19 protein-coding genes and 1 pseudogene are annotated in these 21,058 nt (G+C 26.1%); 8 read left to right on the forward strand and 12 right to left on the reverse strand.

Going from position 1 to position 21,058, the window contains the following annotated elements; genetic code table 11:
* The first annotated feature begins 29 nt into the window (after nucleotides 1-29).
* Nucleotides 30-893: a hypothetical protein gene (locus tag CRIB_RS12735; RefSeq protein ID WP_279386146.1), complete on the forward strand. Its 864-nt coding sequence runs from the start codon at nucleotides 30-32 to the stop codon at nucleotides 891-893.
* Nucleotides 894-1,015: 122 nt separating this feature from the next.
* Here CRIB_RS12735 and CRIB_RS06865 read toward each other — a convergent pair.
* A pseudogene (locus CRIB_RS06865) lies at nucleotides 1,016-1,138 on the reverse strand (IS982 family transposase); the annotation flags it as partial.
* 87 nt (nucleotides 1,139-1,225) lie between these two features.
* Here CRIB_RS06865 and CRIB_RS12845 point away from each other — a divergent pair.
* On the forward strand, nucleotides 1,226-1,297 hold the full coding sequence (locus tag CRIB_RS12845; RefSeq protein WP_180703689.1) for an IS3 family transposase: 72 nt from the start codon (nucleotides 1,226-1,228) through the stop codon (nucleotides 1,295-1,297).
* Nucleotides 1,298-1,373: 76 nt separating this feature from the next.
* On the opposite strand, the gene CRIB_RS06875 is transcribed toward CRIB_RS12845, so the two are convergent.
* On the reverse strand, nucleotides 1,374-2,858 hold the full coding sequence (locus CRIB_RS06875) for an aldehyde dehydrogenase family protein (protein WP_330404828.1): 1,485 nt from the start codon (nucleotides 2,856-2,858) through the stop codon (nucleotides 1,374-1,376).
* Between the two features lie 529 nt (nucleotides 2,859-3,387).
* On the opposite strand from CRIB_RS06875, the gene CRIB_RS06880 reads away from it, so the two are divergent.
* Nucleotides 3,388-3,636: a hypothetical protein gene (locus CRIB_RS06880; protein ID WP_180701655.1), complete on the forward strand. Its 249-nt coding sequence runs from the start codon at nucleotides 3,388-3,390 to the stop codon at nucleotides 3,634-3,636.
* A gap of 1 nt (nucleotide 3,637) precedes the next feature.
* Here the strand turns inward: CRIB_RS06880 and CRIB_RS06885 are convergent, their stop codons facing one another.
* The 9 genes from CRIB_RS06885 to CRIB_RS06920 all read right to left on the reverse strand — a co-directional run bounded on the left by CRIB_RS06885 (nucleotide 3,638) and on the right by CRIB_RS06920 (nucleotide 12,804).
* Nucleotides 3,638-4,717: a glycosyltransferase gene (locus CRIB_RS06885; protein WP_180701656.1), complete on the reverse strand. Its 1,080-nt coding sequence runs from the start codon at nucleotides 4,715-4,717 to the stop codon at nucleotides 3,638-3,640.
* A gap of 26 nt (nucleotides 4,718-4,743) precedes the next feature.
* Nucleotides 4,744-6,447 (reverse strand): GTP-binding protein, encoded by a 1,704-nt coding sequence (locus CRIB_RS06890; protein ID WP_180701657.1) that lies wholly within the window; start codon nucleotides 6,445-6,447, stop codon nucleotides 4,744-4,746.
* 4 nt (nucleotides 6,448-6,451) lie between these two features.
* Entirely contained in the window at nucleotides 6,452-8,125 is a 1,674-nt protein-coding gene (locus CRIB_RS06895; protein ID WP_180701658.1) for a dynamin family protein, read from the reverse strand.
* 183 nt (nucleotides 8,126-8,308) lie between these two features.
* Nucleotides 8,309-9,139, reverse strand: a complete 831-nt coding sequence (locus CRIB_RS06900) for a hypothetical protein (protein WP_180701659.1) — start codon at nucleotides 9,137-9,139, stop codon at nucleotides 8,309-8,311.
* Nucleotides 9,136-10,014 (reverse strand): ATP-binding cassette domain-containing protein, encoded by an 879-nt coding sequence (locus CRIB_RS06905; protein ID WP_180701660.1) that lies wholly within the window; start codon nucleotides 10,012-10,014, stop codon nucleotides 9,136-9,138. The genes CRIB_RS06900 and CRIB_RS06905 overlap by 4 nt, the downstream gene beginning before the upstream one ends.
* Nucleotides 10,015-10,386, reverse strand: a complete 372-nt coding sequence (locus CRIB_RS06910; RefSeq protein WP_180701661.1) for a GntR family transcriptional regulator — start codon at nucleotides 10,384-10,386, stop codon at nucleotides 10,015-10,017. It abuts the gene before it with no gap.
* A gap of 558 nt (nucleotides 10,387-10,944) precedes the next feature.
* On the reverse strand, nucleotides 10,945-11,100 hold the full coding sequence (locus tag CRIB_RS12650; protein ID WP_408638521.1) for a sigma factor-like helix-turn-helix DNA-binding protein: 156 nt from the start codon (nucleotides 11,098-11,100) through the stop codon (nucleotides 10,945-10,947).
* Between the two features lie 59 nt (nucleotides 11,101-11,159).
* Nucleotides 11,160-11,834 (reverse strand): sigma-70 family RNA polymerase sigma factor, encoded by a 675-nt coding sequence (locus CRIB_RS06915; protein WP_243633480.1) that lies wholly within the window; start codon nucleotides 11,832-11,834, stop codon nucleotides 11,160-11,162.
* A gap of 406 nt (nucleotides 11,835-12,240) precedes the next feature.
* Entirely contained in the window at nucleotides 12,241-12,804 is a 564-nt protein-coding gene (locus CRIB_RS06920) for a type I restriction enzyme HsdR N-terminal domain-containing protein (RefSeq protein WP_180701662.1), read from the reverse strand.
* 482 nt (nucleotides 12,805-13,286) lie between these two features.
* Between CRIB_RS06920 and CRIB_RS06925 the strand changes: the two genes are divergently transcribed.
* The 4 genes from CRIB_RS06925 (at nucleotide 13,287) to CRIB_RS06940 (ending at nucleotide 17,928) form a co-directional block, all read left to right on the forward strand.
* A complete protein-coding gene (locus tag CRIB_RS06925) occupies nucleotides 13,287-14,060 on the forward strand; it encodes a CAP domain-containing protein (protein ID WP_180701663.1) in 774 nt (257 codons plus the stop codon).
* A 443-nt stretch (nucleotides 14,061-14,503) separates the two neighbouring features.
* Nucleotides 14,504-15,775 carry a DUF1002 domain-containing protein gene (locus tag CRIB_RS06930; protein WP_180701664.1) on the forward strand — a complete coding sequence of 424 codons (1,272 nt, stop codon included), beginning with the start codon at nucleotides 14,504-14,506 and terminating at the stop codon, nucleotides 15,773-15,775.
* A gap of 255 nt (nucleotides 15,776-16,030) precedes the next feature.
* The gene (locus tag CRIB_RS06935) at nucleotides 16,031-16,474 is read left to right on the forward strand and encodes a MarR family winged helix-turn-helix transcriptional regulator (protein WP_243633482.1); all 444 of its coding nucleotides are present in this window, start codon (nucleotides 16,031-16,033) and stop codon (nucleotides 16,472-16,474) included.
* 74 nt (nucleotides 16,475-16,548) lie between these two features.
* Nucleotides 16,549-17,928, forward strand: coding sequence for an MATE family efflux transporter (locus CRIB_RS06940; RefSeq protein WP_180701665.1), 1,380 nt, complete (start codon nucleotides 16,549-16,551; stop codon nucleotides 17,926-17,928).
* A 371-nt stretch (nucleotides 17,929-18,299) separates the two neighbouring features.
* Here CRIB_RS06940 and CRIB_RS06945 read toward each other — a convergent pair whose 3' ends face one another.
* Complete coding sequence (locus CRIB_RS06945) at nucleotides 18,300-19,838, reverse strand: ClC family H(+)/Cl(-) exchange transporter (RefSeq protein WP_180701666.1); 1,539 nt, start codon at nucleotides 19,836-19,838, stop codon at nucleotides 18,300-18,302.
* 186 nt (nucleotides 19,839-20,024) lie between these two features.
* Here CRIB_RS06945 and CRIB_RS06950 point away from each other — a divergent pair, with 186 nt between their 5' ends.
* Nucleotides 20,025-20,699: an HAD family hydrolase gene (locus CRIB_RS06950; protein WP_180701667.1), complete on the forward strand. Its 675-nt coding sequence runs from the start codon at nucleotides 20,025-20,027 to the stop codon at nucleotides 20,697-20,699.
* Nucleotides 20,700-21,058: the final 359 nt, after the last annotated feature.

The raw sequence follows: 21,058 nt of genomic DNA on the forward strand, positions 1-21,058 counted from the left end.
TATATATTATTTTAAAGGAGGAAACTATTTTGGCTTCTTATAAGTATGTAGATACTCGCAAAGCTAATAAATATTCTAACGATTGTTGTAAATGCAATGATCATTGCGATAACTGTTGTAAGTGTAACAATCATTGTGATGATTGTTGCGATAACCATTGTAAATGCTGTGTAGGTCCTAAAGGTGCTACTGGTCCTCAAGGTCCTGTTGGTCCTCAAGGTCCTGCTGGTCCTCAAGGTGCTGTTGGTGCTCAAGGTCCTGCTGGTGCTCAAGGTGCTACTGGTCCTCAAGGCCCTGCTGGCGCTCAAGGTGCTACTGGTCCTCAAGGTCCTGCTGGTGTTCAAGGTGCTACTGGTCCTCAAGGCCCTGCTGGTGCTCAAGGTGCTACTGGTCCTCAAGGTCCTGCTGGTGCTCAAGGTGCTACTGGTCCTCAAGGTCCTGCTGGTGCTCAAGGTGCTACTGGTCCTCAAGGTCCTGCTGGTCCAAATGTAGTTGCTGACAATGCTGATATATATAGAGTAACTAATACAGCAGTTATTAGCCAAGGCAATACAATACCATTTGATGCTAGCTTAATTAACAGCCCTTCTGGTGCTATCTCATTTACTAATGGAAACAGTACTATAAACTTAGGTGCTAATATGACATTCTTTGTTAGATTTACAGCAACATCAGAAACAGGTATTCCTTATGCTATAGGCTTAAGACTTAATGGATTAGGAATAAATGGTTCTATTGCATCTGCTCAAGTAGCTGATACTTCAATAAGTAATGGAGCAATAGTTAAAACAGGTGCAACAGGTGGACAATTAGACCTATTCGTATTCTTTGCAAATCAAACAATATCACTTTTAAGATTTGAAACTAGCTTGCAAATAATAAGATTAGCATAGCCTAATCTATTGTAATAGTTAAAACTAGCTTACAAATAAAGTAGATTATTTTATATAAAAAACAATTCTTAATAAAGATTAGCATTTGTAAATTTTAAGCAAATGCTAATTTTTTTCTTTTAGCTCATAAATCCCAGTATTGATTTATTTTTTATATTACTTAAATTTAACTGTTCTGTTAATTGAGAAAAGCTAGTTTCTATTATTCTTCTAACTTTAAATATTAGTTGTCTTATTTCTTTCGGAGAGTTATCTGGCATAATAAGCTTAGCCTTTGAAACATTTACTAAAATGGGTTCTTCCAAGAATTTACATACTATCTTTAAGATTATATAGATTATTACAATAACGAATGTTGTCAGTGTAATTTAAAAAAGCTAACTACTGTACAATACAGAAATTAGCTTTTAATAACTTCTTAACAATCATTTTTTCTAGTGTTTTTAATAAATGATTCACTTTATATTAAATTAAGTACTTTTATTTCATAACTTTCTTTATAATATTTATTCTATTTTTATATGGTGGGAATACTAGTTTAATATCTAATTTAGTATTCTTTTTAACAATACTTTTACTATGAGTAAATGTATCAAAACTATTTTTTCCATGATAACTACCTATACCAGATGAACCTATTCCTCCAAAAGGTAAGTAATTAGATGCAACATGACTTATAGTATCATTTATACATCCCCCACCAAATGAAAACCTAGTTATTACATCTTCACTAAAAGCTTTATCTTCAGAAAAAACATATAAAGCTAGTGGATTTTTATGTTTAGATATATAATTTTTTATATCTTTCATGTTCTTATACTTTATAACAGGAAGTATTGGACCAAATAGTTCTTCACTCATAACTTTATCATTTAAGTCTACATTTTTAAGTATTGTTGGAGATATAAATCTATTTTTAAGATCAACTTCTCCTCCATATACTATCTTATTCTTATCATATTCAATAATATCTTTTAGCCTATTCATATGTTTATCATTTACTATACGTCCAAATTCCTTATTATTTTTTATATCTTCACCGTAGAATTCTTTTGTTACTTTTATAAATTCTTTAATCAAATCATCATATATATCTTCATGTGCAAGTACATAGTCTGGTGCTACACAAGTTTGTCCTGCATTTATAAGTTTCCCCCACATAATTCTTTTTGCACTTATTTTTAAGTTAGCCGTATTATCAACTATTACAGGTGATTTACCTCCCAACTCTAAGGTTACTGGTATTAAGTTTTTACTTGCTTTTTCCATTACTATTTTTCCTACATTTACACTTCCTGTGAAAAATATATAATCAAATTCTAAGTCTAATAATGCACTGTTTACTTGATAATCTCCACTAACTACAGCTATGTATTCTTCATTAAATGCATCTTTTATCATTTCAATTACTACTTTTTCAAGATTTACAGTGTATTCTGATGGCTTTAAAACAACTGTATTTCCACCTGCTATAGCACCTATTAATGGTTCTATAAGTAATTGGAATGGATAATTATATGGTCCTATAATTAAAACACTTCCATAATGGCATTTATAAATATATGACTTTCCTGGAAGTTGAGCTAAATCATTTTTAACTTTTTTAACTTTTGCCCATTTTTTTATATTTTTTATAGTATGGTCTATACTACTATATACAAATCCAACTTCATTAGAATAAGATTCAAATATATGTTTTCCTAAATCTAATTCTAATGCTTTTATTATGTCATTTTCATATTTCTTTATTGTACTCTTTAATTTTTTTAAATTTTTTATTCTCTCATCTACACTTATAGTTTTTTTATCCTCTAAGTACTTTTTTTGCATACTTAAAATATTTTCATGTTTTTTTATTAGAGTCTTTAAGTTGATTAAATTGTCTATTCTCTCATCTACACTTATAGTTTTTTTATCCTCTAAGTGATCTTTTTCTACAGTTAAAATATCTTTGTATCTACTCATATTGCACCTCTTAGTTCTTATTAACTATATCGTAATATTTAATCTAATTATTTACAAATCTTATTGTAATATTTAATCTAATTATTTGCAAATCTTATTATAATATCTATCTTATATAAGTTACATTTATATACCTATACTTTATACTTAAATAACGCGTTGTACTAGTTAATTTTAGTTATTGAAAATACTAGACTTTATGATATAAGTATTTTGAATATATACAATAGATTAACTAGCTCAAAGGATTAAATCTATAAATATAAATATTCTACTATTATTAAACATCTAAAAGTAAGAGTACCATTTCAAAATTATTCTCTCTTTTACAAATATATTACTATTTTTTACATTCTTTACATTGATTTAATTATTATTTTATATATAATAATATTTTATATAATTCTTATACTTATATGTATATTAATGTCGTTTAAACAATTAATATATATATATTTGCATGATGATATATACTTCTATTTATAGTAAAATTTAAATATATAGAATTATTTTTTCAGGGGGGGTATCTATGATAATAGGCTTAATTTTTCTTGTTTTATTTATGGTAGCCATAATCTATTTTTTATCTATGGTTTGTATTCAATTTAATTATATAAATAATATTAACTTACAATTTGGAATGGATGTCACTAAATTATATTCAGATGATTATTATGAAGGATTTTTAGGATATATAAATCACTTGGTGAAATCGTTCGCTATGAGTTTATATAAAATTGGGATATTTTTCAATAAAAAAATAAAGACTAGACATTAGTCTAGACTTTATTTTTATTCATTATTAATTTAAAACAATTTTCATTGTATTTAACACATGGATTATTTGGATTTATTTTTACACAGTGTTTGTGATGATAATAAGCCTGTTTTAGGTCTCCACATTTAAAATAACAATAACATAAATTAAGATGTGGATTAAACCTTAAGCAGCATATGTTTCTACATTGATAGCAATCATCAGGTATAGGTAATCTTAATATTATCTCGTACCAACTTATAGCTATGTCATATTTTTCTTCATCTTGAAAAGAATATGCTATTTTATAAAGTACTTCGCCTTGTGGCGGTCCATATTCAAAAGTTTTATAAAAATATTTTCTACCAACTTCTTTTTCGCCTTTACATAAATAGCATTCTCCAATTTTACAGAGTGCATCAATTATTTCGTCTTTCCAAGTTCCTTTAGATACAAACTCTTCTAAAACGTCTATTGCTTCATTATAGCATCTGTTACAATATAATTCTTTTCCATAATAATATAAATCTCTCTCGCTAAATATTTGTTTTTCTTCAACTTTCTTTTTGTATATTTTTAGGTTTCTCTCACTTACAGGTTTAATTTTATCATGTATTATACAAATATCACTATCATATACATTTCCACTAGCTTCTATATATTCATGAACAAATCCAACCCATTTAAAATTATCTTCTCTTTTTACTATTCTATTTCTTACCATAGTTATTTGTGGATTATTACATTCATCTATATCCATGTAAGTATGCATAGTGACTACATCTATATCTAATGATAAAACTTGTTTTAAATTTAAAAGTTTTTCTTTATTTTTTTCATCTATTATTTCATCAGCATCTAACCATAATATATAATCTTTAGTAGCTTTTTCAAAAGAAAAATTTCTAGCAGCTGAAAAGTCATCATTCCATACATAATCATATATGTTTTTAGTATAGTTTTTGCATATATCTTTGCTATTATCAGTTGAGCCTGTGTCAACTATTATTATCTCATCAGCTACATCGTAAATACTTTTTAAACACCTATCTAAAACTAATTCTTCATCTTTTATTATCATACATAAGCTTAGGGTTATCATGTCTCTACTCCTTATTGTATTTACATTTATGCTTTATTGTATGATATTTCTACATATTTTGTTAAATATGTTATATATTTTTCTATTGATTCCATAAAATTTTCTATTTCATATTTATTTATATATATACCTTTTATATTCTTTAATATCTCAGTAGTAGTTACTACTATTTCTTGACTAAGCTTTTCATAGTCTTTATTTAATCTTTCTTTTATATCCTCTTTTAAGCTTTTTATAAAATTTTCTATATTATCAAGTATTTCTTTGTTTTTTCTCTCAGCTAAAACCTTATCATATATAACTTTCCCAACCGCTCCACTTACAGTTCCAGCTATTAAAAGAGGTGGTATATAAGTCATAATAGCTGCTCCAAGTGTAAGTGATGCTGCATAGTTTCCTAAGGTTGCACTGTAAATTGAAATAACCCCTCCTGATGTAGCACCAAGAATTGCTCCTGTGCCTATTGTTGCAAGTATTGCATTCATATCTGTTTTTTCTCCATCTAACTTAAACGTCGGCGTATCTAATAATTCATTTTTATAAGTTATATCATTTACATATCTTTTTATGTCATCATCCATTTCTTCACTTACTTCTTTTAAGCAAGTGCTCCATTCTTTAAAATATAAATCATCTAGTTCATTCTTTTTTGAATTTATCAAATCAGTTAAATATGATTCATTTATATATATATTTGCAGATTTTATATCACTTTCAATTCTTTTTATCTCATCACTTAAGAAGATTCTATCAATCCAATCATTTATTTCAAACTCCATTTTTGCTTTTATATAATCTTTTTTATTTTGTAATAGTCTTTCATATTTTTTTAATTCACCTAATAATACATCAATGCTTTTATTATAATCGCTGTGTACTATTATATCTTTTTGGATTATTCCTTCTATTGATGTTTTTATACTTTTATATTTTGTTTCATTAGAATTTTCATATATACACTCAATATAATCAGTTAGTTTTCTAAAGTTTTCTCTAAGCTCTGTATAGTTTGATACTATTAAGTCTGTACTTTTAGCTATTGTTTGTTGACTCATTTTATGCTGGTATTCAAGAGATGATGATATCATAAAAAATCTATCTATATAAATTCCATACTCACTTGTTATATAATCTAAAATCTCACTCCTATTTTCTGTTAGTAAATCACACTTATTAACTACTCCAACAATAGGTTTATTATATTCACTTATTAAGTCTAATACTTCTATTGTATCTTCTTGACCTAGATGAGTTGCATCTATAACAAATAAGACTAAATCTGCATACTTAATATAATCTATAGTTTTATTCTCATTACTTTGAGTTATGCTTTTTAGTCCTGGTGTATCTACTATATTTATTTTTTTTAAATAATCTATATCTAAGCTTATTCTTATTAAATCTGCAAATTTGCTCACATCAGTATTTTCACTATAAACAACTTCTATTACTGATGAAGTAGCTTCTAATACATCTACTTTGCTTATTTCTTTTCCTAAAAGTGCATTTAAAAGACTTGATTTTCCTGATTTAACTTCTCCTACTATAGCTATATTTAATGGTTTATATTGACTTGATTCTAATGCTTTAATATTTTCTATTTGTCCATTTAGATTTTCAAATACAATATCCTTAAAAGGTACTACTTCCTTTTGTGATAATCTTTCTCTTATTGGAGAATGAAGTAAAGTTTCTTTAATTTTGTATATATATTGATTTATATTTTCCAAAATATCACCTCAAATTTATTAATATATTTTCTATATTATCTAAATATTTAATATGATCTTTTATTAAAAAGTAATCTAAATATTTATTTTTAAATGTATCATATTTAACTTCATTTACATTATCTTTTATACAATCTAATTTATATTTTAAAGTTGTCATTATTTCATCTTCTAAGTATGTAATATTTTTATGGATATAGTTACTTAGTGCTACTTCGTCATTTACAACTTTTGTTGAGTTTTCTTTTGTGAATTGATCTATAAGATGTGATAGTTTATTGTTTCTTTTTATATTTGTAAAATTATTATAATTTATAACTAAGTATTTACTTTTAGAAAAATAAACTTTTGTGTTGATAGTATTTTTTATAATATTGCTAGAATATGCCTTTTTGATTAGTATATTATAATTTTTTTCTATTGATTTGTTACATTGTTGTTCTAAATCCTCTATTGATTTTCTTAATAACTGAAAATCATTTTTATTATATACTTTTTTTCGCTTAAATTTATTCATATGATTTAATGCATATAAATAAATATCGTCACAACTTTTATTTAATTCAATTTCAATTTCATTATAATCCGATATATCTTTATATAAATCTCTTTTATATGAATATATTTTATATAATAAATTTTCTTTCATTATAGATAAATTTTTATATTTTGAATCTATTTGCTTTTTTTCACATATCTGTTTGAAGTTTTTATCTATAGATTTATATAGACTATTTATATTACTTTTGTTTATTAAATATTTATCTTTATTTATAATACCATCTAAAGCATCGCGAGCTGATATATAAACAATATCATTAAATTTATTATTATATATTTCATTTACTTTTTCTTTAAGTCTTTCTAAATCTTTATCATTTTTTATGATATCTATTTTATTAACTACACCTATTATCTTCTTTTCATGTAAATTATCTATTTTATTTATCTCTTCAATTAATTTATTAGTCTCTTTAGATACTATATTTTGAGCATCTATTAACCATATTACGCCATCTGCTTTTTGATAATATGTATTCATACGTTTTATGGTATTTTTTAGTAATGTTTGATTAAGCCCTGGGGTATCTACTATTGTAAAATCATTAAGTATTTTTTTATTATTTAAATAATATTTTATTTGATCTATATCTGATTTATATAAGTAAAGTTTTTCTTGTTCTATTTTAAACTCTTTTAATTTATCTTTGCTAAGTTTATTCTTATAATTTAATATTTTTTTTGATATTTCTTTTTTTGATGTTTTAAATTTATCCTCTTCTTCTTTTAATATTTTTTTACCTCTGCTTAAACTTTTTACAATTTCTCTTTCATCATTATAGGTTATTTCTACTTTTTCATTATCTGATTTAATAAATAAATCTAGTTTCCATGTATTTGGTATATCACTAGTTTCTATTACTTTTTCTTGCAAAAGGGCATTTATAAGAGTTGATTTTCCATAGTTGCCTAAACCCATTATAAATAGTAAAAATGGATTTTCTAACTCCTTTATACTCTTAGTATTTTCTTTTATTTCTTGTTCCATATATGAAACTAATTCTTTTGATTTGCTTTCTTTACTGCTTATATCTTTTTTTATTAATTGTAATTCTTTATTTAATTTATTCATTAAATTCATCAATTTTTCTAACTCATTATGTCTGCTATCATACATATTATCATCCCTTTTTATTTTAACTACTTCATCTAAAGAATTCTAAATTAAACTTTATTATATTATATGACTTTTCACTATCTTAAAGAACTTATATATAAGTTGATGTTATGGTTATTCTATATATCCTCTTTTTTTGAAGTATTATAATATCCTTAAACTAAAAAGGCTGTATAATCAGCCTTATATTAAGTCATGTGCACATTCTTTTATTGGTGCATTTTTTAAAAGTAATACTGAACTAATCAAAGATATTGTTATAGTTAAAATTTTTATAATCAATCCTATATTTACATTCGTAATAAAAATTAAAATAATACCTAAATTTGTAGCTATATAGCTCATTAGTAAATCTGTATTAAATATAGAAAAAATTACTCCTAATGTTACAACTACTGTAGGTATAACTAAAAATATTATTATTAATGTTTTCTTTTTTAATCTATATAATATACTTCCAAGTAAAAATCCTATAGATGAACATGAAAGTAAAGTTAAAAACTGTCCAAATATATCTATAATAAATCTTGCTACACTTAATTTATCAAAGCTAAAAAATATTGCTACTCCCATACCTGGTAAACTATTTATAAGATCTGTTATAGTACCTATAAAATATACAGAATCCCCTACTACTAAAGCATTTTTACCTGAAACTGCTTCTACTACAAACTTTAAAATCAATGACCATAAAACTGTAAATATTGAAAATACTACACCTATACCTATCATTGAAATTATAGATGCTTTTATATAGCTTTTTCTATCTGCTTTTATATTAATTGCAACGTTAAACTTTTTATATGAAAGATATATACCATATATAAATATTAATAATACTGTTGTAGAATATATTCCACTATTAAATATTAAATGCCCATTTTCAAATACTGAATGTTTAAATCCGGTTAGTATTTCTTTACCATCATTTATTATTACTATTGAAAGTGTTATTACTATTATTAATATTATAGACTTTTTCATTAATCTAAAATACGGCATTAACTTATTCATTTGTATTCCCCCCTTTTAGTAAGATGTACAAACATATCTTGAAGATTCATAATTTCTAAATTTATATTTAAACTTTCTATAATTTTTAAATCATCTTCATTTATATCCCCATAATATTTATACACTTGTTTAGATCCAAAACTTTTATCAGGTTTTGTATCTTTTAAACATTTTAGTTTTTCCAAATCAGATTTATCTCCACTTATGTAAAATGATTTCTGACTTATATTATCTATACTATCATCAACTATTACTTTTCCTTTATGTATTATAACTACATTTTCAATTAGATTTTCTACTTCATTTATAAGATGCGTTGATAATATTATAGTTCTAGGATTTTTTATATAACTATCTAATAATATCTTATAAAACTCCTGCCTATTATCGGCATCAAGACCTATTGTAGGTTCGTCAAATATAGTTATTGAAGCATTTGAGCATATTCCTATAATATTTGATACTATACTTTTCATACCTCTTGATAATTTTCTATAGGACTTCTTAGAATCTAGCTTAAAATAATTACACAATTTTTCTTGTAGCTTTTTATCATAATATTTATAAAAGTATGAGTACATATTAAACAACTCTTTTATTGAAATATCACTTTCGGGAAACTCTCTTTCTCTTACTATGCATAACTTATCTAATACACCATCATTTTCATTTATATTTTGTCCAAATATTTCTACAGTTCCATTTTTACTAATTAATTGCTTTGTAATTATATTTAGCAAGGTAGTTTTACCTACTCCATTTTTCCCAAGTAAACCATATATCTTATTTTCATAAAAATCTATAGATATATCATCAAGTATTACGCTATCATTAAAAGACTTACTAACACTTTTTACTTTTACCGCTACACTCATTTAGTTTCCCCCTTTGTATTGTTTAATCATTTCAAGCAATTCATCTTTATCTATATCTAACTTATTTGCTTCTTCAATTAAGTTCTTTATAACCTTATTTTTAAAGCTTTCTTTTCTTAAAAGTTTTATAGTGTTTTTTGCTCCTCTATTTACAAACATACCTAAACCTCTTTTTTTATATAAGATATTCTTATCTACTAATATATTCATCCCCTTTAATACTGTAGCTGGATTTATATTATATAACCTTGATAGCTCTGTTGTTGAAGGTACCTGCTGATCTTCTTTTATGCTATCGGTTAGTATTTCATCCTCTATCGCTTTTGATATTTGAATGAATATTGGTTCATCTTCATTTAATATAAGTTTCATAAATCGCTCCTTGCATCTATCCATTATAGTTAGTTACTTAAGTAATTAACTACAATTGTATTATATATAAAATGAGAAAAAATGTAAATATATATTTATAAAAAGAGCTATTTCAAAATCATTATTTAATGATTTTGAAATAGCTCTTTTTATAAGTAAACTTCTTAACTTCTCTATACCAATTATGTATATTCATATTTTATAAACTGATGTAGTATACTATGCATATTCCTCTTTACTATAAGTATTTTTATAAAATTTGATTAAATTTTAGATGCGATACAAATTAATATGTGCTACTATTTACTTAAAGAAATCAAATTAGATTTTTTAAACGTAGATAAATAAAAAATCCGCTTCGCTTAAGCGATGTGTCGACGAAACACTTTATGCCGCCAACGACTTCATCCATTACTTTGCCACCGTGTGTACGAATCATTTCAAAATATTTTTTTATTGATATTACTTAAGTCTAGAAGTTATTAACATTTCTTAAAGTATTATAATATCTTTAAACGTAAAAAAAGCGGAAAATATTCCCGCTTTTGTACAAACTAATTAATAAAAGCTTTTAAGTAATTTAAGCCTACTTGGATGTCTTAGCTTTCTAATAGCCTTAGCTTCTATTTGTCTTATTCTCTCTCTTGTTACGCCAAATACTTTACCGATTTCTTCTAAAGTTTTAGGTGTATCATCATCAAATCCAAATCTCATTCTAAGTACTTGCTGCTCTTGATCACTAAGACCTGTTAGTACTTCATCTATTTTTTCCCTTAAGTTATTTTATTTTGTTCAACCTCATGAATGACCACATCCCCAAAGTGTGCATCAGATGGTATAAACTCAACTAAACTACTATCTTCATCTTCTTTAATAGGAGTATCAAGAGATACTATGTTTTTATCCTTTTTTAATATATCCAAAACCTTATCAACTTCAAGTTCACAAACTTCAGCAAGCTCTTCTATATTAGGTTCTCTTTGAAGTACATTTGCAAGCTCTTGTTTTTTTCTTTTTACAAAATTTATTCTTTGATGAAGATGAACAGGTATTCTAATGGTATTTTCACAATCATCTATGTATCTTGTTATACTTTGTTTTATCCACCAAGTAGCATAAGTACTAAATTTAAATCCCTTCTTATAATCATATTTTTCAACTGCTTTTATAAGTCCAATGTTGCCTGCTTGAATTAAGTCAAGCATATCTACACTTTCTTTTCTATATCTTTTAGCGATACTTACAACTAATCTATAATTAGCATTTATAAATTTCTCTTTTGCTTCCTCTGAAGAGTCAATTATAGCTTTAGCTAGTTCTACTTCCTCTTTAGCAGATAACATTGGGTATTCTTCTATCTCTTTTAAATACATTTTCATAGCATTAGATGTATTTGATGAATCAGAATAAATATAACTTTCATGATTTTGTTCTTTTTTAGCCTCCATAATATAACCCCTTTTATATATAGTTTATTAATTGAGATGTTATCTTTTCTCTAGCATCATATAAATTATCATATGATAGCTAATTCAAAAACATTCCATTCAATTAAGTTAAATGTCAATAAGTTTATTTGTGTATTATTCTACTTTAGCTATCAAATTTCCTTTTTTTATTTATAAATTTTATATATTTTCACTTACTTTAATCATATAAATGAATATTTTATATTTTTATGCATAAAAAAAGACTACAATAAAAGTAGTCTTTTTAATCGAACGACGCTATAAATCCCTATATTAATAAATCCTTTGTCTTTTGCCCCAACATTTACGGTTTTTATATAGAATTTTTAACATACTTATAATAACATTATTAAAAAGTATCGTCAAGTTCGTATATATTTATTTATTAGTGCTTACAACCACAGTTGTGATCATCTCCGTGATCGTGTCCTTTGCAACACTCGTGACCATCTTCATGATGTCCGTGACCTCCACAGCATTCATGTTCTTCTTCGTGATGATGTCCACCACATCCACATCCATGATGAGAGTGTTCATGCTCAGCAACTAATTTTTCCATTTCAAATAATTCTTTTTCCATTTGTTCATATGTTGGAAGTGCTGCTTCTGTATCATATTCTTCTCCAGTCCAGTCAGCATACATCATTTGATTTCCATTAGTTAATATTATTCTACCTGCAGTAGTTATATTATCAACATCTTCTAAGAAGTCTATTTGTTTTTGTACAACTTCGCCTTCTAATTCTACATCTTCATCTAAACAACTAACTAACATAACTGGAACTAAGTAGTCTTCTTTATCTTTAACACTTACTATTATATCTATTATACCTTCTGCACCTTCTTCAAACTCTGATAATGGTACATCAGTGTCTATCATATCATGTGGTACTAATAAGTCCTCCATTAAATACTTTATAACTCTTTCTTTTACTAATTGTTTTGACATAGTACTTATCCTTTCTAATCTTATAGATATAAATATCTATATTTTTCCTACTTCCATATTATAATACATTTCTTATTTTTTCAATATTTGAATACAGAATCCTAACTTAATTATACCCTTTTTTTACATATTTAATTACATATTTAAAATTTGATTAAACACATTCTTTTATAATGTATAGTAAAGATCAATTAAGCTATCTACTTTTGTTTTGTAAATACTCTGAAAAATCATATCAATTTTATGCAATATCCAAATAACCGCTACTCTTCAACATATTTCATTCTTATTATGTATATTTTATTTCCCTATTATATTACTCTTTTACATTTTTATGCACTTTGTTACATTACTTTACAGTTACAAACTTGTAATATTTATGTTACTATAAATGAGCAAAGGGGATACCCCCCTTAGATTACAAGTTACAATTTGGTAACAATTAAAATTTCAAACAAAATCAAAACAAAAGAGGTGTTTATATGAACAAGAAATTTAGAAATATATTATCATTAGGAGCAATAACTATGCTAACAGCATCTAGTATGCTACCAGTAAACGCTCTATCAAAAACTTGTTACAATAAAGTTATGACTATTAAATCTGTATATATATATGTAAATGGTGTTAAATTTAAATTACCGTTAACTCCAAATTGCCCGAATGTACCTTCAAAACCTAATAATACTCCAAGTAATCCAAGTACTACTCCTGAGCAAAAACCTGATAGTACTCCAAATAATCCAAATACTACTCCTGAACAAAAGCCTGATGTTACTCCAAGTAATCCAAATACTACTCCTGAACAAAAGCCTGATAGTGCTCCAAGTAATCCAAGTACTGCTCCTGAGCAAAAACCTAGTACAGATTTTTCTTCTTATCAACAACAAGTGCTTGATTTAGTAAATGCAGAAAGAGCTAAAAGAGGAATATCTGCTTTAACACTTGATTCTAGCTTATCAAGTGTAGCAACAAAGAAATCTCAAGATATGGTAAATAAAAACTACTTCGACCATACATCTCCAACTTACGGTTCTCCATTTGATATGATGAAGCAATTTGGAATATCTTATAGAACTGCAGGTGAAAATATTGCAAAAGGTCAAAAAACTCCACAGGAGGTTGTAGCCGCTTGGATGAATTCTGAAGGCCATAGAAAAAATATACTAAATCCTAATTTTACTAACTTAGGTGTTGGTATTGCAAAAGATTCTAATAAAACAACTTATTGGACTCAAATGTTTATAGGTAAATAATCTTAAATTATAAAAAAAGTAGAAATTTAAATATTTATATTTCTACTTTTTTCTTTATCTATACTATAGATTAGCAATATTTTCATTTCTTATATAATTACTATATAATCTATAAAAAATTCGCTTCGCTTGAGCGACGTGTCGACGAAACACTTCATGTCGCCAACGACTTCGTCCGTTGCTTGAGCCACTACGTGGGCGAAGTATTTCAAAATCTTTTTTACGCTCAAAACCAATTTATTGATATTACTTACATTTAGAATTTATCCACATTTTTTAAGTATTATAATATCCTTAAGCGTAAAAAATGTAATCTCTTCATATATTTCTTACATAATTATTACAAACTTGTAATTTGTTTTTTTGAATCAATAATTTATAGTATAATGTAATAGGGATATATTATAGTTTAACTTTTTTATAAGTTGAAAGGAATGAAATTTATGAACAAAAAATTAAATAATTTTAAAAAGAGATTTATAACTTTAAGCCTTACTGCAGTTTTGAGTTTATCAAGTTTAGGGCTTGTATTTGCAGACGGTGCTAGAGTTGTAACTCTAGGTTCAAACTTAACGCAAGCACAAAAAGATACTATGTTAAAATATTTCGGTGTTAACAAAGATGAAGTTGTAATACTTGAGGTTAACAACCAAGAAGAAAGAAAATACTTACAAGGAGTTGCATCTGAAGCTCAACTTGGAAAGAAAACTTATTCTTGTGCTTATGTTGAACCAACAAAATCAGGTAGTGGTATAAATGTCAAAACTGCTAATATAACTTGGGCAACTCCAGCTATGGTTGCAACTACATTATCTACTGCCGGTCTTACTGATGCTGACGTTGTAATTGCTGCCAACTTCCCAGTTTCTGGTACTGGAGCATTAACAGGTATAATGAAAGCATTTGAAGATGCTACTGGTAAGCCTTTAGAGGAAGATAAAAAAGAATTAGCTTCAGAGGAATTAATAACTACTGGAGATTTAGGTGATGATATCGGTCAAGACAAAGCTACAGGAATTGTTAATGATGTAAAGACTGAGATAATAAAAAACAATACTAAAGATACAGTTCAAATAGCTGAAACTATAAATAATGTAGTAAACAACTATAATGTTACTTTAACTGATGAGCAAATGGTAAAACTTGAAGGTTTAATGGAAAAAATATCTAAGCAAGATTATGATTACAGTGAAATGAAAAATGCACTAGAAAGTGTATCTAATGTAGTTAATGAAAACTTATCTGCTATAGGTGAAAATGTAAATACAGGATTATTTGATGGTATAAAGAACTTCTTTACAGGAATAGGGGATTGGTTTAAAGGATTATTTAGTGGAGAAAGTGATGGTTCAAGTATACTTGATAATACTAATGACAGTTTACTTGGAGAAAATGCTCAAATAGATGCTACTGATAAATCAACTATAAACCTTCCATCTAGTGAACAAGTTGAAGGATTCTTCGCTAAAATATGGCATTGGTTTACAGGATTATTTAATAATGATTCTAATAACACTGAGCAAACGGAGATAACTCCAAATGAAGAAAATAATACTACTGAAGAAACAATAAATTCTATAGATGAAAATAGCTCTACTGAGGAAACTCCTCAAGATAGTGCTGATACTCCTGCTTCTAATGAAGGTGATTCATTATTAGATGTGCAAACTCAAGATCAAGGTAGCTTTGAAACTCAAGAACAACAAAGTAATTAATTATTTATATAGTTAATTTAAACAAATAAAAAGACAGATAATTTATTATCTGTTTTTTTGTACTTAATATTCTTACAAAACTATTTATTTTATAACTCTACTTAATAGTATTATTATATTTATAATTAAATATACATATTAAATTAACTTTTTTAAATAATTTAATTCTATACCTAATTTAGATATTATAATTGACATAAATATATATATTAGTTATTATAATTTTGTGCAAAACATATTTTAGGAGGCATTTTTGTGATAGATAAAAGTAAACTTAAACTAGGACTTGATATTAACAAAATACATCATATAATTTCAAGGAAAGTTGATGCTGCTGTAATTAGTTCTATTGATAATAATTTAACTGTTCCTCAAGCCTATGTTATAGATTTTATTTACATGGAAGGCAAAGAAAAAGATATATTCCAAAAAGATTTAGAAAAAGAATTTGATTTGAAACGTTCATCTGTTAGTCTTATGTTGAATAACATGGAAAAAAGCGGCTTAATCCAAAGAGTTCCTGTTGCAGAGGATGCTCGTTTAAAAAAAATAATTTTAACAGAAAAGGCTATTATGCTTAATAAAAACATATCTAATGCAATTAATTCAATTGAAAACAAATTATCTGAGAATATAACCTTAGAAGAAATAAACGTATTTTACAAAGTACTTGATAAAATAAGAAATAATCTAGGATAACCATATTAAAATTTAATGGTTATTCTAGATATATAGTTTTGTGCAAAACTTAATTTTAAAAAGGAGGTTTATATATGACAAAAGTATCTAATTTTACAGAAGGCAAAATATTCTCGCCTTTATTAAAATTTACAATACCAATACTAATGGCATTATTTTTACAAACAATGTATGGAGCTGTAGATTTACTTATAGTTGGACAGTTTGGTAACGCGGCTGATGTATCTGCTGTTTCAACAGGAAGTCAAGTAATGACGGCTATAACATCAATGATAACTGGACTTACTATGGGAATTACCATATTAATAGGTCAAAAACTTGGTGAAGGAAATAAAAAAGATGCTGGAATTGTTGTAGGAAGTGGTATATCCATATTTGCTATTATAGCTATTGTTGTAACTATTGTTGTAGTTATTTTTTCATCATCTATTGCAACTTTAATGCACGTTCCAATAGAAGCGTTTGATAGTACAGCTTCATATTTAAAGATATGTGCTATGGGTGCTATTTTTATAGTTTCTTATAATGTTATTGGTGGAGTATTTAGAGGACTTGGAGATTCAAAAACACCACTTATTACCGTTGGTATAGCATGTGTGGTAAATATAATAGGTGATTTAATATTTGTAGGTGTATTTAAAATGGCTGCAACAGGTGCTGCTTGTGCTACTGTATTAGCCCAAGCAATTAGTGTTATTTTATCTTTAATATTAATAAGAAGACGTGGTCTTCCTTTTGAATTTTCTAGAAAAAGTATAAAATTTCACAAGAATTTAACTTCACAAATAATTAAATATGGTGCACCAATAGCACTACAAGATGTACTTGTGAACTTATCTTTCTTAGTAATTATGATGATAGGTAATTCAATGGGAGTAGTTGCATCAGCAGGTATGGGTGTAGCTCAAAAACTTGTTGGGTTTATAATGCTAATACCATTATCATTCTCTCAAGCTGTATCTGCATTTGTAGCTCAAAACTATGGTGCAAAAAAATATAATAGAGCTAAAAAAGTTCTTCTTTATTCTTTAGCAGCTTCTCTATGTTGTGGAATCGTGATGTTTTATATTACATTCTTCCACGGAAACCTACTTTCTCAAATATTTACTAAGGATGAAGCTGTTATCTTAGCATCTTGGGACTATATGAAATCTTATGGAATTGATTGCTTATTTACCGCAATAATGTTTTGTATGGTTGGATATTTTAATGGTTGTGGAAAAACAACTTTTGTTATGATACAAGGTATAGTAGGTGCATTTTGCGTAAGGATACCTGTATCTTATCTTATGAGTAAACTAGAGCCAGTATCTTTATTTAAAGTTGGTCTAGCAACACCAGCATCTACTTTTGTTCAGATTATATTATGTGTATCTTTCTTTGTATTCTTATCTAAGAAATCAGCTAAGGAAGATGAATCTATAGATAATTATGAAGAAATACAAGCTTTATAAAGTTTATAATTTAATAATATAGTTGTTTTATAAAAATAACTGTACCTTTTTGAGTTACAATATATTAAGGTACAGTTATTTATTTTAATTATATATGTTTTAATTAAAATACTTCATTAAATAAAGTTATCATTTTGTATTGTTTAAAAGTACCATAAATAATAAAAGTATTTTATAATGTAGAATTATTATTAAAGAGTATGCAATACATCTATTTATTTTTAAATCTTATACAAATTAATATATTGTATTACTTATCTTAATAATGAAATTTAATTTATTATACAGCTTTTTATTGACAAAATAATTCTCTAATATTTTCAATAATTATAATTTAAGTAATACATCAAATTAAACTATGTGTATATTATTTATATGCTATCTAATAATTCTTGATATATTTCTTCATCTATCATTATAGTTAAATAGTCACCACATATTATTTCAGTATCTCCATTAGGTATTAACTCACTATCTCCTCTTAATATGGACACAACTAAGCAATTTTTAGGCCATTTAATATCCTTTATATATTTTCCAACTAATATGCTATCCATACTAACTGCTATCTCTAATAATAATTTTTTTCCTTCTGTTAAATTATCCTTTATAGAGTATTTTTCTAGTATTCGTTCAAGTAAGCTTTCATAAATCGGACTTGATTTTAATATATCTGAAGTTAAATGAGATATGATAACAACAATTCCTAGGGCTAATAAATGATTTAATGAACCTGTCATTTCAGATATTAATATTATAGCGGTTATTGGAGCTTTTACTATAGATGCAAAATGTCCTGCCATGGCTAAGATTATAAAATTTATAAGATATGTATTGTCTATTCCAAAATAAGTTGTAAATAAAAGTCCGACTAAATTCCCTACTAATGCACCTAAAACTAAAAGCGGAAAAAATATTCCACCTGGAACCCCAGATCCAAAGCAAATAAATGTAAAAAGAAACTTTACTATTATAAAAGTACATAATACAGTTACTGTAAAGTTTTGCTCTTTAAGGGCTATAATAAGATCATGTCCTCCTCCTAATAGTATGGGAGAAATAAAAGCAACTATTCCTGTAACTACAAATGGTATTATACATTTCATTTCAGTACTTAATTTTGAGTTTTTAAATAAACTTTGAGTTTTTAAGATTCCTTTATTGAAAATTACTCCGCTTATACCTATTATTATTCCTAAAATTATAAGTGTCCAATAATTTTTAAGTGGCAGCGATTCAACTTTCCTAAAATACAAAGATGGTGTTAATCCCAAAAATTGTTCTGATACAAAATCAGCACTTACAGATGCTATCATTGCTGAAGTTAAAACTAAAGGTGAAAAATTTTTGTGTATTTCTTCTAAAGCAAACATAACCCCTGATAATGGTGCATTAAATGCAGCTGATAATCCTGCACTTGCTCCACTAGTTATTAAATATTTTTCTTCATTATCTAAGTTTTTTAATTTTTTTGATACACCTTCTCCTATACAAGCTCCCATTTGAACTGAAGGTCCTTCTCTTCCCACAGATAGCCCTGCACATAAACAAATAAGGCTTCCTACAAACTTATAAAATAATACACTAAACCAATTTATTTTTAATTTTCTAATTAATATACCTTCTACCTGAGGTATACCACTTCCACTTATCATAGGTTGCTTTTTTAAACATTTTCCAACTATATATCCTAATAATATAAGTATAAAAAATATTAATGGTATAATTATAAGATTATATCTACCTTTTTTATAAATATTTAAAAATATAGGTGACAATTTACTTATAATTATTCTGTGTGCTACAATAGTTAATCCAACTAATATACCTACTATTAAAGAGTTTACTATTAAACGGTATTTCAGATTTTGACTCCTTTTTAGCATTTTAAATACTTTATGTTTTTCCATCAATATCACCTCCTAAAATTTTTTACATTAGTTTATGATTTTACAATTTCATTTATTTTATAGTTTATGATTTATAATTTTAAATTTAACTTATAAAATACTCATTTTTTATATCAACAAGTATTTTATAATGTATAATAAAATAATAAAGTTTACTTTTAAAAATCAAATAAGGGGTGTATGAAGATGTATAAATGTTGTATTTTTGATTTAGATGGTACTTTAATAAATTCAATAAAAGCTATTGCTTATAGTTGTAATTTAACTCTAAGGAAATATAACTTAGGTCCTATTGATGAAGATACTTATAAAATACTTATCGGTGATGGGTATAAAAAATTAATTGAAAGAGCTTTAATTCATTGTGGTGATACTAATTTAGAAAATTATGAAGATGCTCTAATTACTTATATGGAGTATTTTAAAATCCATTGTATGCATGAAGTTAAAGCTTATGACGGTATCTATGATATGTTAGATTTTTTAAAGAATAATAATATTAAAATAGCAGTATTATCTAATAAACCTCATGCTCAAACAGTTGAAAATGTAGATAAGATTTTTGGATGTGGATATTTTGATCGTATAGCTGGTGAAAAGTCTAATATTAAGAGAAAGCCAAATCCTGAAGGTGCTATTATTACAGCTAATGATTTAGATGTAAATCCTTGTGAATGTCTATACATTGGCGATACTAATACAGATATGAAAACTGGTATTAGCGCTGGTATGGATTCTGTTGGTGTTACTTGGGGATATAGAGATCGTAAAGAGCTTGAGGATTTTAATCCTAAGTATGTAATTGACCATCCAAGTGAAATTGTTGATATAATTAAAAGTACTGTACTAGTTTCTAATTAAAAAATCTCTATTTAAAAGCCTCGATAAATTATTGAGGCTTTTAAATAGTACTCAAACTTATAAAAGTTTGTAAATTTAATCAATATCTATTTGATTAGTTCACTCATTGTGCTAGTTAAACATGATTATTGAAAATACTAAAGTCTAGTAAACTATACTTTTATAATTCAAAAACTTTATATAGCAATTTCAATATGTTTAGTAAAATAACTAGCACAACAGATTAGTTCTTAAACAAGTATTGATTTGATATATATTACGTATGTTTATTATTAAGTTCTATTACTATAATAAAAAATATATAAGTTATTGGTATTTTTATATATTCTAATATTTGTCTATAAATTTCTAATAGTTTT

This window comes from Romboutsia ilealis (genome assembly GCF_900015215.1).
Taxonomy (GTDB): Bacteria; Bacillota; Clostridia; order Peptostreptococcales; family Peptostreptococcaceae; genus Romboutsia; species Romboutsia ilealis.

Coding starts and splice junctions, on each gene's coding strand:
- CRIB_RS06875 (WP_330404828.1), bottom strand. CDS start 2,858: ATGAGTAGATACAAAGATATTTTAACTGTAGAAAAAGATCACTTAGAG.
- CRIB_RS06880 (WP_180701655.1), top strand. CDS start 3,388: ATGATAATAGGCTTAATTTTTCTTGTTTTATTTATGGTAGCCATAATC.
- CRIB_RS06885 (WP_180701656.1), bottom strand. CDS start 4,717: ATGATAACCCTAAGCTTATGTATGATAATAAAAGATGAAGAATTAGTT.
- CRIB_RS06895 (WP_180701658.1), bottom strand. CDS start 8,125: ATGTATGATAGCAGACATAATGAGTTAGAAAAATTGATGAATTTAATG.
- CRIB_RS06900 (WP_180701659.1), bottom strand. CDS start 9,139: ATGAATAAGTTAATGCCGTATTTTAGATTAATGAAAAAGTCTATAATA.
- CRIB_RS06905 (WP_180701660.1), bottom strand. CDS start 10,014: ATGAGTGTAGCGGTAAAAGTAAAAAGTGTTAGTAAGTCTTTTAATGAT.
- CRIB_RS06910 (WP_180701661.1), bottom strand. CDS start 10,386: ATGAAACTTATATTAAATGAAGATGAACCAATATTCATTCAAATATCA.
- CRIB_RS12650 (WP_408638521.1), bottom strand. CDS start 11,100: ATGAGATTTGGATTTGATGATGATACACCTAAAACTTTAGAAGAAATC.
- CRIB_RS06915 (WP_243633480.1), bottom strand. CDS start 11,834: ATGGAGGCTAAAAAAGAACAAAATCATGAAAGTTATATTTATTCTGAT.
- CRIB_RS06920 (WP_180701662.1), bottom strand. CDS start 12,804: ATGTCAAAACAATTAGTAAAAGAAAGAGTTATAAAGTATTTAATGGAG.
- CRIB_RS06925 (WP_180701663.1), top strand. CDS start 13,287: ATGAACAAGAAATTTAGAAATATATTATCATTAGGAGCAATAACTATG.
- CRIB_RS06930 (WP_180701664.1), top strand. CDS start 14,504: ATGAACAAAAAATTAAATAATTTTAAAAAGAGATTTATAACTTTAAGC.
- CRIB_RS06940 (WP_180701665.1), top strand. CDS start 16,549: ATGACAAAAGTATCTAATTTTACAGAAGGCAAAATATTCTCGCCTTTA.
- CRIB_RS06945 (WP_180701666.1), bottom strand. CDS start 19,838: ATGGAAAAACATAAAGTATTTAAAATGCTAAAAAGGAGTCAAAATCTG.
- CRIB_RS06950 (WP_180701667.1), top strand. CDS start 20,025: ATGTATAAATGTTGTATTTTTGATTTAGATGGTACTTTAATAAATTCA.